Origin of the sequence: Amaricoccus sp. (assembly GCF_047602525.1) — a bacterium.
Taxonomy (GTDB): domain Bacteria; phylum Pseudomonadota; class Alphaproteobacteria; order Rhodobacterales; family Rhodobacteraceae; genus Amaricoccus.
The window spans coordinates 364,021-379,670 of record NZ_JASGHB010000001.1; the positions used below are offsets into that span (position 1 = coordinate 364,021).

Annotated in this window: 12 protein-coding genes; 7 read left to right on the forward strand and 5 right to left on the reverse strand. The window is 71.7% G+C overall.

Annotated features, from left to right (window positions below):
- Positions 1-101: 101 nt before the first annotated feature.
- From QM699_RS02150 to QM699_RS02175, 6 genes are all read left to right on the forward strand, one after another.
- Positions 102-1,355, forward strand: a complete 1,254-nt coding sequence (locus tag QM699_RS02150; protein ID WP_415009595.1) for a sarcosine oxidase subunit beta family protein — start codon at positions 102-104, stop codon at positions 1,353-1,355.
- An 8-nt stretch (positions 1,356-1,363) separates the two neighbouring features.
- Positions 1,364-1,666 (forward strand): sarcosine oxidase subunit delta, encoded by a 303-nt coding sequence (locus QM699_RS02155; RefSeq protein ID WP_415009596.1) that lies wholly within the window; start codon positions 1,364-1,366, stop codon positions 1,664-1,666.
- Entirely contained in the window at positions 1,663-4,662 is a 3,000-nt protein-coding gene (locus QM699_RS02160) for a sarcosine oxidase subunit alpha (RefSeq protein WP_415009597.1), read from the forward strand. The genes QM699_RS02155 and QM699_RS02160 overlap by 4 nt, the downstream gene beginning before the upstream one ends.
- An 11-nt stretch (positions 4,663-4,673) precedes the next feature.
- Positions 4,674-5,174, forward strand: coding sequence for a sarcosine oxidase subunit gamma (locus QM699_RS02165; protein WP_415009598.1), 501 nt, complete (start codon positions 4,674-4,676; stop codon positions 5,172-5,174).
- A 20-nt stretch (positions 5,175-5,194) separates the two neighbouring features.
- Positions 5,195-6,460: a serine hydroxymethyltransferase gene (glyA, locus tag QM699_RS02170; RefSeq protein ID WP_415009599.1), complete on the forward strand. Its 1,266-nt coding sequence runs from the start codon at positions 5,195-5,197 to the stop codon at positions 6,458-6,460.
- Between the two features lie 287 nt (positions 6,461-6,747).
- Positions 6,748-8,142: an L-serine ammonia-lyase gene (locus QM699_RS02175; RefSeq protein WP_415009600.1), complete on the forward strand. Its 1,395-nt coding sequence runs from the start codon at positions 6,748-6,750 to the stop codon at positions 8,140-8,142.
- A gap of 10 nt (positions 8,143-8,152) precedes the next feature.
- On the opposite strand, the gene putA is transcribed toward QM699_RS02175, so the two are convergent.
- The gene (gene putA / locus QM699_RS02180) at positions 8,153-11,821 is read right to left on the reverse strand and encodes a trifunctional transcriptional regulator/proline dehydrogenase/L-glutamate gamma-semialdehyde dehydrogenase (protein ID WP_415009601.1); all 3,669 of its coding nucleotides are present in this window, start codon (positions 11,819-11,821) and stop codon (positions 8,153-8,155) included.
- A 122-nt stretch (positions 11,822-11,943) separates the two neighbouring features.
- On the opposite strand from putA, the gene QM699_RS02185 reads away from it, so the two are divergent.
- Positions 11,944-12,420: an Lrp/AsnC family transcriptional regulator gene (locus QM699_RS02185; RefSeq protein WP_415009602.1), complete on the forward strand. Its 477-nt coding sequence runs from the start codon at positions 11,944-11,946 to the stop codon at positions 12,418-12,420.
- Positions 12,421-12,447: 27 nt separating this feature from the next.
- Here QM699_RS02185 and QM699_RS02190 read toward each other — a convergent pair whose 3' ends face one another.
- From QM699_RS02190 to QM699_RS02205, 4 genes are read right to left on the reverse strand one after another with little or no spacing between them, the layout of a single operon-like run.
- Complete coding sequence (locus QM699_RS02190; RefSeq protein ID WP_415012675.1) at positions 12,448-13,095, reverse strand: ABC transporter ATP-binding protein; 648 nt, start codon at positions 13,093-13,095, stop codon at positions 12,448-12,450.
- 48 nt (positions 13,096-13,143) lie between these two features.
- Positions 13,144-13,842 carry an ABC transporter ATP-binding protein gene (locus tag QM699_RS02195; RefSeq protein ID WP_415012676.1) on the reverse strand — a complete coding sequence of 233 codons (699 nt, stop codon included), beginning with the start codon at positions 13,840-13,842 and terminating at the stop codon, positions 13,144-13,146.
- Positions 13,839-14,771, reverse strand: coding sequence for a branched-chain amino acid ABC transporter permease (locus QM699_RS02200; protein WP_415009603.1), 933 nt, complete (start codon positions 14,769-14,771; stop codon positions 13,839-13,841). Before QM699_RS02200 ends, QM699_RS02195 begins: the two co-directional genes overlap by 4 nt.
- Entirely contained in the window at positions 14,768-15,649 is an 882-nt protein-coding gene (locus QM699_RS02205; RefSeq protein WP_415009604.1) for a branched-chain amino acid ABC transporter permease, read from the reverse strand. Before QM699_RS02205 ends, QM699_RS02200 begins: the two co-directional genes overlap by 4 nt.
- Position 15,650 lies beyond the last annotated feature (1 nt).

Here is a 15,650-nt window from a genome sequence, read left to right on the forward strand (position 1 = left end):
CGCCATTCAGTCGCCAGCTTACATCGGAACTGACGCAACCGTACAGCCCGGCGCGCCCGCGATCGGCTATAGAGGCGCGAGAGATTTCGGGGAGCCCGCCCATGACGCACTTCTCCTTCGCCCAGATCCTCAAGGGCGCGCTGACCGGCCAGAAGAACTGGACGCCGCAGTGGCCCGACGCCCAGCCGAAGGCGTCCTACGATGTCGTGATCGTCGGCGCCGGCGGCCACGGGCTCGGCGCGGCCTACTACCTCGCGAAGGAGCACGGCATCACCAACGTCGCGGTGATCGACAAGGGCTGGCTCGGCGGCGGCAACACCGGGCGCAACACCACGATCATCCGCTCGAACTACCTCTACGACGAGAGCGCGCGGCTCTTTGACCACGCGCTCGATCTCTGGGAAAACCTGTCGCAGGACCTGAACTACAACGTCATGTATTCGAAGCGCGGCGTGCTGATGCTGGCGCACAACGTCCATGACGTGCAGTCCTTCCAGCGCCACGTCCACTCCAACCGCCTGAACGGCGTCGACAACGAGTGGCTGACGGCGGCTGAGGCCAAGGCGTTCTGCCCGCCGCTCGACCTCAACCCCAAGGCGCGCTACCCGGTGGTCGGCGCCGCCCTCCAGCGCCGCGCCGGCACCGCCCGCCACGATGCCGTCGCGTGGGGCTATGCCCGCGGCGCCGCGGCACGCGGCGTCGACATCATCCAGAACTGCCCGGTCACCGCGATCCGCCGCGGGCCGGACGGCCGCGTGACCGGCGTCGAGACCGCGAAGGGCTTCATCGCCGCCAAGAAGGTCGCCGTCTCCGCCGCCGGCCACACCTCGGTGGTGATGGAGACCGCCGGCGTCCGCCTGCCGCTCGAGTCCTATCCGCTTCAGGCGCTGGTCTCCGAGCCGATCAAGCCGATCTTCCCCTGTGTCGCCATGTCGAACTCGGTCCACGCCTACATCAGCCAGTCCGACAAGGGCGAGCTCGTCATCGGTTCGGGCACCGACCAGTATGTGAGCTATTCCCAGCGCGGCGGCCTGCCGCTGATCGAGCACACGCTGGCCGCGATCTGCGAGATCTTCCCGATCTTCCGCCGGATGCGGATGCTGCGGAAGTGGGGCGGCATCGTCGACGTGACGCCCGACCGCTCGGCGATCCTTGGCAAGACGCCCGTGCCCGGTCTCTACGTCAACTGCGGCTGGGGCACCGGCGGCTTCAAGGCGACGCCCGGCGCCGCCCATGTCCTCGCGCACACCGTCGCGCGGGACGAGCCGCACCCGATCAACGCGCCCTTCACGCTGGAGCGCTTCACCACCGGCCGGCTGATCGACGAAGCCGCCGCCGCCGCCGTCGCGCACTGAGGTCCATCATGCTCCTGATCCACTGCCCCTACTGCGAGCAGGACCTGCCCGAGCTCGAATTCGCCTATGCCGGCGAGGCCCATATCGCCCGGCCCGCCGACCCGTCCAAGCTGACGGACGAGGAATGGCGCGACTTCCTCTTCATCCGCACCAACCCCAAGGGCGTGCATTTCGAGCGCTGGCGCCACGTCAACGGCTGCGCCCGCTTCTTCAACGCCGTGCGTGAGACCGTCGGCGACAAGTTCCTCGCGACCTACAAGGCGGGCGAGCCCCGTCCCGATCTCGCCACCCTCACCGGAGAGGCCGAATGACCAGCTATCGCCTCCCCTCCGGCGGCCGCGTCGACCGCGCGAAGCCCGTCGCCTTCACCTTCGACGGCAAGAGCTACACGGGCCTCGCCGGCGACACCCTCGCCTCGGCGCTGCTTGCGAACGGCGTCCACCTGATGGGCCGCTCGTTCAAGTACCACCGCCCCCGCGGCGTCGTCTCCGCCGGCTCCGACGAGCCGAACGCGCTGATGGGGACCAGCCGCGGCGCCGGTCGCGCCGAGCCCAACACGCGCGCCACGCTGCAGGAGCTGCGCGACGGGCTCATCGCCACCAGCCAGAACCGCTGGCCCTCGCTCGCCTTCGACCTCGGCGCCGTCAACGACCGCCTCGGCTCGCTGTTCTCCGCCGGCTTCTACTACAAGACCTTCATGTGGCCGCGCGCCTTCTGGGATCGCGTCTACGAGCCGATCATCCGCGGCGCCGCCGGCCTTGGCGTGTCGCCCTCCGAGCCCGACGCCGACACCTACGCCAGCCGCTTCCACCACGTCGACGTCCTCGTCGTCGGCGCGGGCCCGGCCGGTCTCGCGGCGGCGCTGGCCTCGGGGCGCTCCGGCGCGAGCGTGCTGCTGGTCGACGAACACTCCGAACCCGGTGGCACGCTGCTCTCCGAGCCCGCGGTCGGCATCGACGGCAAGCCCGCCTGGGACTGGCTCCGCCAGACCCTCGGCGAACTCGCCGCGCTTCCGAACGTCACCGTGCTGCCGCGCACCACCGCGATCGGCTACTATCACCAGAACCTCGTCGGCCTCTGCCAGCGCCTGACCGACCACCTCGCCACGCCCCCCGCCGGCGCCCCCCGCGAGCGCATGTGGAAGGTCCGGGCGAAGGAAGTGGTGCTGGCGCAGGGCGCCCTCGAAAAGCCGCTGGTCTTCGACGGCAACGACCGCCCCGGCGTGATGCTGGCCGGCTCCGCCCAGACTTACCTGCACCGCTACGGCGTCAAGGTCGGCAACCGCCCGGCCATCGTCACCGCCCACGACTCGGCATGGCACACCGCCTTCGACCTCACTGATGCCGGCGCGAAGCCCGCCGTCATCGTCGACGTCCGCCCCACCGTTGACGCGGGTCTCACCGACCGCGCCCGCGCCCTCGGGATCGAGGCGCTGCTCGGTCGTACCGTCACCGGCACCTCCGGCCGGCTCCGCGTCAAATCCCTCCGCGTCAACCGCATGGAGAACGGCAAGCCCGGCGACCCCCGCGACATCGCCTGCGATGCCGTGCTGATGTGCGGCGGCTGGACCCCCTGCCTCCACCTCTTCAGCCACACGCAAGGCAAGCTCGCCTGGGATGAGGCGGCCCAGTGCTACCTCCCCGGCACCAAGACCGAGGCCGTGCAGATCGCAGGATCCGGCCGCGGCCTCTGGGGCATCGCCGCCGTCCTCGCCGACGGCGCCGAAGCCGGCAGGCTCGCCGCCCGCGACGCGGGACGTGAGGCGAGCGCCCCGGCCTTTGCCGTCACCTCCGACCGCCTCGGCTCCGGCATCACCTGCAAGGAGCTGCCGACCGACCGCGACCCCGGCAAGGCCAAGGCGTTCATCGACTTCCAGAACGACGTGACCGCCAAGGACATCCGCCTCGCCGTGCGCGAGGGGATGCGCTCGATCGAGCACGTCAAGCGCTACACCACCAACGGCATGGCCACTGATCAGGGCAAGATGTCCAACATCAACGGCCTGATGATCGCCGCTGACGCGCTCGGCAAGGCGCCGCCGCAGGTCGGGCTCACCACCTTCCGCCCGCCCTACAGCCCGACGACCTTCGGTGCCTTCGCCGGCTACCACAAGGACGCGACCTTCGAGGTCACGCGGCGGACGCCGATCGACCCGTGGGCCGAGGCCCATGGCGCCGCCTTCGAGCCGGTCGCCCTCTGGCGCCGTGCCTGGTACTTCCCGAAGGCGGGCGAGGACATGCACGCCGCCGTCAGCCGCGAGTGCCGTGGCGCCCGCGCCGGCGTCGGCATCTTCGACGCCTCGACCCTCGGCAAGATCGAGGTCGTGGGCCCCGATGCCGTCACCTTCATGGAACGGATGTACACGAACCCCTGGGCGAAGCTCGGGGTCGGCCGCTGCCGCTATGGCCTGCTGCTCGGCGAGGACGGCTTCATCCGCGACGACGGCGTCATCGGCCGGCTGACCACCGACCGCTTCCACGTCACGACGACGACCGGCGGCGCGGCGCGCGTCCTCAACATGATGGAGGACTATCTCCAGACCGAATGGCCCGACCTCAAGGTCTGGCTCACCTCGACGACCGAGCAGTGGGCTGTGATCGCGCTGCAAGGCCCGAACGCCCGCAAGCTGCTCGAACCCTTCGTCGAGGGGCTCGACATCTCGGCCGAGGCGTTCCCGCACATGGCCGTCGCGGAATGCAACGTGGCGGGTTTCCCCGCCCGGCTCTTCCGCGTCTCCTTCACCGGCGAACTCGGCTTCGAGATCAACGTCCCCGCCCGCCACGGCCGTGCCCTCTGGGAGAAGCTGTTCGAGGCCGGCCAGCAGTACGGTATCACCCCCTACGGCACCGAGGCGATGCACGTCATGCGCGCGGAAAAGGGCTACATCATCGTCGGGCAGGACACCGACGGCACCCTCACTCCCGACGACGCCGGCCTCACCTGGGCAATCGGCAAGGCGAAGCCCGATTTCGTCGGCAAGCGCTCCCTTACCCGCCCCGACATGCTGGCGAAGGGCAGGAAGCAGCTCGTCGGCCTCCTTACCGACGACCCGACCGTCGTGCTGCAGGAGGGCGCCCAGATCGTCGCCGACCCGAGCCAGCCGAAGCCGATGACGATGATCGGCCACGTCACCTCGTCCTACTGGTCCGACGCCCTCGGCCGGTCCATCGCCATGGCGGTCGTCGCCGACGGCCGCGCGCGGGAGGGGGAGACCCTGTACATTCCCATGCCGCACCACATCCTGACGGCCAAGGTGGTGAAGAGCACGGTCTTCCTCGATCCCGACAACAGCCGCCTCAGCGCGTGACGGAGAGCACCATGAGCACCGCGACCGCCCCTGGCGTCACCGTCACCCTGCTGCCGCCCACCACCCGCGTCTCGTTCCGCACGGCGGATCCGGCCGCGGCCCCGATGGCGCTGCCGACTGTCGTCGGCACCCGCACCGCGGAGGGCGCCCGCACCGCCCTCTGCCTCGGCCCCGACGAATGGCTGATCGAGGCGCCCGAGGCCGAGGGCGCGTCCCTCCTCGCCGCGCTGGCGACGACGGCGGCGCCGCACAGCGCCGTGGACGTCTCCGACCGCGAGATGACCTATGCCATCGACGGCCCCGCCGCGCTCGCGCTCCTCGCCACCGGCGCCCCGCGCGACCTCGCGGCGATGCCGACAGGCTCCGGTGCGCGCACGATCTTCGACACCGCCCAGATCGTCCTCACCCGCGAAGCGGACACCCGCTTCCACCTGACCGTGTGGCGCTCGTTCGCCCCCCACGTCACCGAGCTCCTCGACCTCGCCACGCGCGAGCTCGCGGCCGGCCTCTGAAGAACAACAGGAAACGCCCGATGCTCGACACCATCGCCCCGCGTCTCTCCGACGATGCCGTCGCCGCCGCCATCGGCCGCGAACTCGGCCGCCAGCAGCACCAGATCGAACTGATCGCCTCCGAGAACATCGTCTCGCGCGACGTGCTGATCGCGCAAGGCTCGGTCCTCACCAACAAGTATGCCGAGGGCTATCCCGGCAAGCGCTACTACGGCGGCTGCGAGTTCGTCGACGAGGTGGAAACCCTCGCCATCGACCGGGTTCGCGAGCTCTTCGGCGCCGCCTTCGCCAACGTCCAGCCGCATTCCGGCGCGCAGGCGAACCAGGCGGTATTCCTCGCGCTGCTCCAGCCCGGCGACCGGATCATGGGCCTGAACCTCGCCCATGGCGGCCACCTGACCCACGGCTCGCCCGTCACCATGTCGGGCAAGTGGTTCGACGTGGTGAGCTACGAGGTCCGCGAGGATAACCAGCTCATCGACATGGCGGCCGTCCGCGCCAAGGCGCTGGAAACCCGTCCGAAACTCATCGTCGCCGGCGCCTCCGCCTACCCGCGCGAGATCGACTTCGCCGGCTTCCGCGCCATCGCCGACGAGGTGGGCGCGATCCTCATGGTGGACATGGCGCATTATGCCGGCCTGATCGCCGCCGGCCTCTACCCGAACCCGGTGCCGCACGCCCACGTCACCACCTCGACCACCCACAAGACCCTGCGCGGCCCCCGCGGCGGCATCATCCTGACCAACGACGAGGCGCTGGCGAAAAAGCTCAACTCCGCCGTCTTCCCCGGCAACCAGGGCGGCCCCCTGATGCACGTCATCGCGGCGAAGGCCGTCGCCTTCGGCGAGGCGCTGCGCCCCGACTTCAAGACCTACGCCGCGCAGGTGATCGCCAACGCCCGCACCCTCGCCGCGACGCTGAAGGCCGGCGGCCTCGACATCGTTTCCGGCGGCACCGACTGCCACATGGTCCTCGTCGACCTGCGGCCGAAGGGCGTGAAGGGCCGCGACGCCGAGCGGGCGCTGGAACGCGCCGACCTCACCTGCAACAAGAACGCGATCCCCTTCGACCCGGAAAAGCCTTTCGTCACCTCCGGCGTCCGCCTCGGAACCTCCGCCGGCACGACACGCGGCTTCGGCGAGGCCGACTTCGCCCGCGTGGGCGAGCTGGTGCTGAAGGTCGTGGACGCGCTGGCGGCCAACGCCGAGGGCGACCCGGCGGTGGAGGCTGCGGTGCTGGCCGAGGTGCGCAAGCTCACCGACGCGCATCCGGTCTACGCCGCCTGACCGGCCCGGCGCGCACCTCACATCTTCCTTCTTCTGTTCCACCTATCGGGCAGGTTCCCCCTCGCGCCTGGGGGCGAGGGGGGAAGGGGGGAGTGGGGAGAACCGCGCGCAACGGCGCGCGAGGGGCCCCGCGCGCCAGCGCGGGGAGAAGCAAAAACCCGGAGCGCAACGGCGCTCCGACGCTTTCACAGCCCTGCGGCCGGCCCTTAACGCGCGGTTCGCAAGGTCCTAAGATCACCATCCCGGCCGCCAGCACGGCCGGCCGTACGCACACCCCCGGAGAGGCCATGTTTCTCAGCGTCTTCGACATCTTCAAGGTCGGCGTCGGCCCGTCCTCGTCGCATACCATGGGCCCGATGCTGGCCGCCGCCCGCTTCCTCGACGCGCTGCGCGACGGGGCCGACCACATCCCCGGCTCCGGCGCCGCCGTCCGGCTGGAGGCCGTCCTGCACGGCAGCCTCGCCTTCACCGGCAAGGGTCACGCCACCGACCGGGCGGTGATCCTCGGCCTGCTCGGCTTCGTCCCCGACACCCTCGACCCGGACGAGGCCGAGCGGCGCCTCGCCGCCCTCGCGGCCACCGGCACGATCGACGTGCCGGGCCTCGGTCCCCTCGCGTTCGACCCGGCGAAGGGCGTCGTCTTCGACTACGGCCCGCCGCTGCCCGGCCACGCCAACGGCATGGTGCTGCGCGCCTTCGACGCCGCCGGCAACCTGCACCTGACCGAGACCTACTATTCGATCGGCGGCGGCTTCGTGCTGACCGGGCGCCAGCTCCGCACCGAGGCGATCAAGGGGGACGACGCCAAGGTCTCCCGCCCGCATCCCTTCGCCACCGCCGCCGAGATGCTCGCCATGGGCGACGCCTCCGGCCTCTCCATCGCCGCGATGAAGCGCGCCAACGAGACGGTCGCCGGCAGCGGCTCGCTCGACGCCGGCCTCGACCGCCTCTGGTCGGTGATGGACGCCTGCATCGACCGCGGCCTCGCCACCGACGGCATCCTGCCCGGCGGCCTCAAGGTCCGCCGCCGCGCCCACGGCATCCACCAGGCGCTGCTGGCCGAGGGTGGCAACAACCTCGCCCAGCCCCACGTCGTCAACGACTGGCTGTCGGTCTACGCCATGGCGGTCAACGAGGAGAACGCCGCCGGCGGTCAGGTCGTCACCGCCCCCACCAACGGCGCGGCGGGCGTGGTGCCGGCCGTCATCCGCTACTACCGCGACCACTGCGTCGGGGCGACCCACAAGGGCATCCGCGACTTCCTGCTGACGGCCGCCGCCGTCGGGGGCATCATCAAGACCAACGCCTCGATCTCCGGCGCCGAGGTCGGCTGTCAGGGCGAGGTCGGCTCCGCCGCCGCCATGGCCGCCGCCGGCCTCTGCGCCGCGCTCGGCGGCACCAATGCCCAGGTCGAGAACGCCGCCGAGATCGCCCTCGAACACCACCTCGGCATGACCTGCGACCCGGTGAAGGGTCTGGTGCAGGTTCCCTGCATCGAGAGGAACGGCCTCGGCGCCATCAAGGCCGTCGCTGCCGCCTCCCTCGCGCTCCGGGGCGACGGCACCCATGTCGTCCCCCTCGACGTCTGCGTCGAGACGATGCGCCAGACCGGCCACGACATGAGCGTGAAGTACAAGGAGACCTCGACCGGCGGCCTCGCCGTCAACCTGCCGGATTGCTGACGCCGGCCGGTCAGCCGATCGCCATCAGGCTGGCATTGCCGCCCGCCGCCGTGGTGTTGATCGAGGTCGAGACCTCCTCGAGCAGCCAGCTCAGGCACCAGGCGCCCGCACCTTTTGCGGCAACCTCGTCCGTGGTCGCGGACTGGGCGAGGACGATCGGGCCGGGCAGGGTGGCCAGCGCCCGCGTCGCCTCGGCCACCCGGCCTGCGTCACCCTCGATCAGCGCGCCGGCAAACGGGCCCGCGGCCGCCCAGTCCGCCGCGGGAACGACCCGGGCGGCGACCCGCGGCGGCAGGCCGGCCAGAGGTGCGGGGGCCAGCGTTGCGGCGAGGCCCCCGCTCGTGTCGACCACCGCCGTGTTGCCGGTCGCGAGCGCCGCCGCCAGTTGCGCGCGCAGCCCCGCCGCTGTCTCCGGCAGCAGCAGCACCCGGCCGCGGGGGTGCAGTGCGTAGAGGTTGCGCTCGCCGACCGGGCCGCCAAGCTCGACCGAGAGGCCGAGGGCCGAAGCGCCGCCTGCCTCGCGGGCGTCCTCCGCCGCCTCCGCCTCGCCCTGCGCCTCGAGCCATGCGGCATAGTCGAGGAGGGCTGCGTCCGTCGCGCTCGACGCGTGCCGGCGCGGCACGGGCGCCTCGCTGACCAGGCGCCCGAGATAGAGCGGCCCGCCCGCCTTCGGCCCGGTGCCGGAAAGCCCGCGGCCGCCGAACGGTTGCACGCCCACCACCGCGCCGATGACGTTGCGATTGACGTAGAGGTTGCCCGCCGCGACCCGGCCGGTGACGCGCTCGATGGTCTCGTCCAGGCGGGTGTGCAGGCCGAAGGTCAGGCCGTAGCCGGTGGCGTTGATCGCGTCGATCAGCCGTTCGGTCTCGGCACGGCGGTAGCGCACGACGTGCAGCACCGGGCCGAACACCTCGCGGCCGAGCGCGGCGATGCCGTCGATCTCGACGATCGTCGGCGCGACGAACGTGCCGGCGGCGGTCTCGGCCGGCAGCGGCAGGCGGTCGACCGGGTGGCCCTTCGCCGCCATCGCGGCGACATGCGCCTCGATGACGCCTTGCGCCTCGGCGGTGATGACGGGGCCGACGTCGACCGACAGGCGGTCGGTGCGGCCGATCGCGAGCTCCTTCAGCGCGCCGCGCAGCATGGCGAGGATGCGGTCGGCCACCTCGTCCTGCAGGCAGAGCACGCGCAGCGCCGAGCACCGCTGGCCGGCGGAGTCGAACGCCGAGGCGATCACGTCGGCGACCACCTGCTCGGCCAGCGCCGAGCTGTCGACGATCATCGCGTTCTGGCCGCCGGTTTCGGCGATCAGCGGGATCGGCCGCCCCTCCGGCGAGGTGCGCGGCGCGAGCTGCGCCTGGATCAGGCGCGCGACCCCGGTCGAGCCGGTGAACATCACCGCCTGGATCCGGTCGTCGCCCACCAGCGCCGCGCCGACCCGCCCGTCGCCGGGCAGGAGCTGCACCGCCCCGGCCGGCACACCGGCCGCGTGCAGCAGACGCACGGCCTCGGCGGCGATCAGCGGCGTTTCCTCGGCGGGCTTGGCCAGCACCGGGTTGCCGGCCACCAGCGCCGCCGCCACCTGCCCGGTGAAGATCGCCAGCGGGAAATTCCACGGCGAGATGCAGACCACCGGCCCCAGCGGGCGATGGGCCGTCCCGAAGGTCTCCTCCGCCTGATCGGCGTAGTAGCGCAGGAAGTCGATGGCCTCGCGCACCTCGGCGATGGCGTTGGGCGCGGACTTTCCGGCCTCGCGCATGACGAGGCCCATCAGCGTGCCGGTCCTCGCCTCCATCGCGTCGGCCGCGCGGCGCAGGATCGCGGCCCGCTCCGCCGGCGGGACCGCGGCCCAGGCCGGCGCCGCGGCCAGCGCCGCATCGACAGCGCCCGGCACATCGGCCGGGTCGGTCTCGACGACGCGGCCCACCCGGTCGGCGCGGTCGCCGGGGTTTTGCACGTCGCGCACCGCGCCGCGACCCGACGGCGGCGCGGCCTGCCAGTCGATCGTCACGCTTTCCCGCAGTGCCGTGCCGAGGGCGGCGAGCGCGCTCTCGTCGGACAGGTCGACCCCGGCGGAGTTGCGCCGCGCACGGTAGAGGTCGGCGGGCAGGGCGATCGCATCGTGCGGCGCGCCGGGTTCGGCCATCGCCGCCACGACCTGCGCCGGATCGGCGATCAGTTCGTCGATCGACACCTTCGGATCGGAAATCCGGTTGACGAAGGACGAGTTGGCGCCGTTTTCGAGCAGGCGGCGGACGAGGTAGGCGAGCAGTGTCTCGTGCGTGCCCACGGGGGCGTAGATGCGCGCCGGCCGGTCGAGGTTCGCCGGCCCGACCACCTCGTCGTACAGCGGCTCGCCCATGCCGTGCAGGCACTGGAACTCGTAGGATCCGACGCTGAAGTCCGGCCCGGCGAGGTGGTAGATCGTCGCGAGCGTCTGGGCGTTGTGCGTGGCGAACTGCGGAAAGACGGCATCGCGCGCGGCGAGCAGCCGCTTTGCGCAGGCGATGTAGCTCACATCCGTGTGGATCTTGCGGGTATAGACCGGAAAGCCCGGCAGGCCGTCGACCTGCGCGCGCTTGATCTCGGCGTCCCAGTAGGCGCCCTTGACCAGCCGCACCATGATGCGGCGGTTGGCGCGGCGGGCGAGCGCGATGATCCAGTCGAGCACGGCGGGACAGCGCTTGCCGTAGGCCTGCACCACGAAGCCGAGGCCGTTCCAGCCGGCGAGGGCGGGATCGAGCGCCAGGCTCTCGAGCAGGTCGAGCGACAGCTCCAGCCGGTCGGCCTCCTCCGCGTCGATGTTGAGGCCGATGTCATAGCCCCTGGCCAGCACCGCGAGCGCCGCCACCTTCGGCAGCAGCTCGGCCATCACCCGTCCGGCCTGCGCCCGGGTGTAGCGCGGATGCAGCGCCGAGAGCTTGATCGAGATGCCGGGCCCGTCGTAGATGCCGCGCCCCGCGGCCGCCTTGCCGATGGCATGGATCGCGGTCTCGTAGTCGCGGAAGTAGCGGTCGGCGTCGGCCGCGGTGGTCGCCGCTTCGCCGAGCATGTCGTAGGAATAGCGGAAGCCGCGCGATTCCAGCGGGCGGGCGCGGCGCAGCGCCTCGTCGATGGTCTCGCCGGTGACGAACTGCTCGCCCATCATCCGCATCGCCATGTCGACGCCGCGGCGGATCGCCGGCTCGCCGGCCCGGGCGATCAGGCGGGTGAGCGCGGCGGACAGGCCACGGTCGTTCACGGTGGCGGTCAGCTTGCCGGTGACGACGAGGCCCCAGGTCGCGGCGTTGACGAACAGCGACTTCTGCCCGCCGAGGTGCGAGCGCCAGTCGCCGTGCGCGATCTTGTCGCGGATCAGCGCATCGCGCGTTGCGGTGTCGGGGATGCGCAGCAACGCCTCGGCGAGGCACATGAGTGCCACGCCCTCCTGGCTCGACAGCGCGTATTCCGCGACCAGCGCCTCGACACCCGCGCCCTTGCCCTTCGCCCGCAGCGCCTCGATCAGCCGGCGCGCCGTCGCCGCCACCGCCGCGCGGGTCTCGGGCGGCAGGGTCGCCGCCGCGATCAGTGGCTTGAGGCAGGCGGCTTCCGGGGCGCGGTAGAGCGCGGTGATCGCTGCCCGGGAGGCATCCTGCGGGCGAATGGTCGGAGCGAACTCGGCAAAGGGGGAAGCGGTCATCTGGCGGCTCGCGGCTGGGGTGGCGACACACAGACGAATACACCCGATTGGCCGGGCAAACCGACTTGATTTTTGCCACTGAGTCGGCGTTTCGTCCTGTTTTCGGCGTCAGGGCAGGCAGGATGAAGCAGGAATCCGACGAGATCAGGGATCTCGACCAGTTCGACCGGCGCATCCTCGAGGTTCTGGCCGAGGACGGGCGGATCTCCGTCACGGACCTGTCGGCCCGGGTCGGCCTCAGCAAGACGCCCTGTCAGGTGCGGATGCGGCGGCTGATCGACGAGGGGTATATCGAGGGCTTTCGCGCGGTGCTCAATCCGGCGAAGCTGGGGCTGGAGCACGTAGCCTTCGCCGAGGTCAAACTCTCCGACACCCGCGAGCGGGCCTTGGCCGAGTTCAACGCCGCCGTCCGGCGTGTGCCGGAGATCGAGGAGGCCCACATGATCGCCGGCCGCTTCGACTATCTGCTCAAGGTGCGCACGGCCGACATCCGCCGCTATCGCGAGGTGCTGGGCGAGAAGATTTCCAGCCTGCCGCATGTGGCGAGTTCGTCGACCTCGGTCGCGATGGAGTCGGTCAAGGAGGGCCGCCTCTCCTGAGGCCAACCGCGGCTCGCGGTTCCTCGCTCAGACGCCGACCCACTGGCGAAACGCCGGGGCCTCGCGGGTCAGGCCCGCGGTCGGGAGGGTCTCGGTCACGCGACCGCGGTCGACGAAGGCGATGCGGTCGGCGGCGGCGAGAGCGGCATCGACGCGTTGCTCGACCAGGATCGTCGCGACGCCCGACGCCTTCAGTTGCAGCACCGTCGTGTGGATGAGCGCGATCATCGACGGTTGCAGTCCCTCGGTCGGCTCGTCGAGCAACAGGACGCGTGGCTCGGTGCAGAGCGCGCGGGCGATGGCGAGCATCTGCTGCTCGCCGCCGGAGAGCGTGCCGGAGACCTGCCCCAGCCGCTCGCGCAGACGGGGGAAGAGATCGAGCGCCCGTTCGCGCACCGCCGCCGTACTGCGCCGGGTGAGCAGGCCGATCTCGAGGTTTTCCGCCACCGTCAGCTCGGAGAACAGCCGCCGCCCCTGCGGCACCCAGGCGACGCCGGCGCGCGGCACGTCATGGGCCGGCAGGGTGTCGAGCCGGAGGGTGTCGAGGCGGATCTCGCCGGCGCTCGCCCGCACGAGGCCCATGATCGCCTTCAGCGTCGTGGACTTTCCCGCGCCGTTGCGGCCCATCAGGCACAGCACCTCTCCCGGGCCGACCGCGAGGTCGATGCCGTTCAGGACGGCGACCCCGCCGTAGCCGGCCTGGAGGTTGGCGAGCGTGAGAACTCATGCGCCGAGGTACGCGGCTTGCACGGCCGGGTCCGCCCGGATCGCGTCGGGCGTGCCGCTGGCGAGCACGCGGCCGGACTCGAGCACGGTGATCCGGTCGGCGAGGTCCATCACCACCGCGATGTTGTGCTCGATGAGCAGCACCGATGCTGTGCGGGCCACCTCGCGGACCAGCGCGGAAAAGCCGGCGATCTCTCCCGCCGCGAGCCCCTGGGTTGGCTCGTCGAGGATGAGCAGGCGCGGCTCCAGGGCGAGGCCCATGGCGAATTCGAGCAGGCGTTGGTGGCCGTAGGACAGCGCGCCCGCCCGCTCGTGCGCGTAGGGTTCGAGCCCGACCCGGGCGAGGGCGCGGCGGGCGGCGCCGCCGACGTCGCGGGCGCGATGCTGGACCGCGAGCGCCACGTTGTCCGCGGTGCTGAGGCGGGGATAGATCGACGTGACCTGAAAGGTATAGGCGATGCCGAGACGGACGCGCGCATGTGCCGGCAGGCGGGTGATGTCGCGGCCGTCGAACTCGATCGTCCCGGCGTCGGCGGCGATGCGGCCGGAGAGGAGGCCGACGAGGGTCGACTTGCCGGCGCCGTTCGGCCCGATCAGCGCCTGCACGCCGGTGGCGGAGATGTCGAGGTCCACCCCGTTTACCGCCCTGACCCCGCCGAAGGCGCGGGCGAGGCCGCGGGCGCGGAGCAGCGTCACGGCAGCCACGGCGCCGCCCGGTCGCGCAGCGTGCCGAGAAGGCCGGTGCGGGCAAAGAGGACGAGCAGGATCAGCGCGGCGCCGACGACGAGCAGCGTGGCGTCGGTCAGGCTGCCCGCCAGGTCGACGAGGTAGAACATGACCAGCGCGCCGACGAGCGGGCCGAGCACGGTGCCCGCCCCCCCGAGCAGCACCCAGAGCAGCGGCAGGACCGAATACTGCACGCCGGCAAAGGTGGCCCCGACATAGCCGAAGAGCAGCGCATAGGCGGCGCCCGCTGTGCCGGCGTAGAGGCCGGAGAGAGTGAGCGCGAGCAGCCGGGCGCGGAACGGGTCGTACCCGAGCATCCGGGTCCGCTCGGCGTTCTCGCGCACCGCGACGAGCACGCGGCCGGTGCGCGAGCGCACCAGCGTGAGGCAGGCGACGAGGCCGGCGGCGAAGAGCGTGAGCGCCGCGCCGTAGCGATTGGCGTCCGCAACGAGGTCGAGGCCGAAGAGGCTGCGTGCCTCCCGGGCGAGGGGAAAGCCTTCGTCGCCGCGGGTCAGGTCGCCGAAGTAGAGCACGGTCAGATAGCCGGCCTGCGCGAACATCAGCGTCACGATCATGAACGCCGTTCCGGTGGTGCGCAGCGCGAGGACGCCGGTCACGCCGGCCACGGCGGCCCCCGCCGCGGCGCCGGCGAGCAGCGCGGGACCGGCGGGCCATCCGGCGAGCGCGACGAGCAGGCCGGTCGCGTACATTCCGGCGGCGAGAAACAGCGCGTGTCCGAGCGACAGCAGCCCGGTGTAGCCGAAGGCGATATTGTAGCCCATGGCGAAGACCGCGAGCACCATGATGCGCGCGAGGTTCGTCACATGGTACGGCGGCAGCACCAGCGGCGCGGCGGCCAGCGCCGCGAGGACGGCGAGGTGCAGCGCCCAGACCTTCATGCCGGGCGGCGCCCGAACAGGCCCTGCGGCCGGAAGACGAGGACGAGCGCGACGAGGAGGGTCGCGAGGATCTTGCCCAAGGTGGGGGTGAAGAACACGCCGACGATGCCGTCGGTCAGGCCGATGAGGAGGGCGGCGATCACCGTGCCGCGCAGCGAGCCGAGGCCACCGATGATGACGACGGCGAACGAGAGCAGCAGCGGGTCTCCACCCATCAGGTAGTGCGCCTGGCTGATCGGCACCACGAGCACGGCGGCGACCGCCGCGAGCCCGGCGCCGAGGCCGAAGACCAGCGCATAGACCCGGTCGGTGTCGATGCCGAACGCGGTGGCGGTCTCGCGATCCCACTGGGTCGCGCGCATGACGAGGCCGATCCGCGTGCGGGTGAGCAGCGCCCAGACCGCGGCGAGGACAAGCGCGGCCGCGGCGATCACCGCGAGCTTGTACCCGGAGTAGCCGAACCAGGGCAGCTGCACGCGGAACGAGAACGGCGCGGCGACCGAGCGGGCCTCGGGGCCGTAGAGACTGAGCGCGCCCTGCTGCAGGATGTAGCCGAGGCCGATCGTCGCGACGATGACCGCCTCGGGCGCATAGTCGAGGCGGCGCAGGATCGCCCGGTCGGCGGCGATCGCCACGCCCGCCGCGACGGCCGGGCTGATCGCCAGCGCCGCGAGAAAGCCGAGGGTAGGGGAGCCGGGGACGAGGTTCGTCACGCCCCAGGCGACAACGGCGCCGAGCATGAAGAACTCACCGTGCGCGACATTCACCACCCGCATCACGCCGAAGACCAGCCCGAGGCCCACGGCCGTCAGCGCGAGGACCGCGGCGCTGACGAGGCCCTCCAGCGTGGCGAGCAGCAGGTACGGGCCGAAGGCCAAC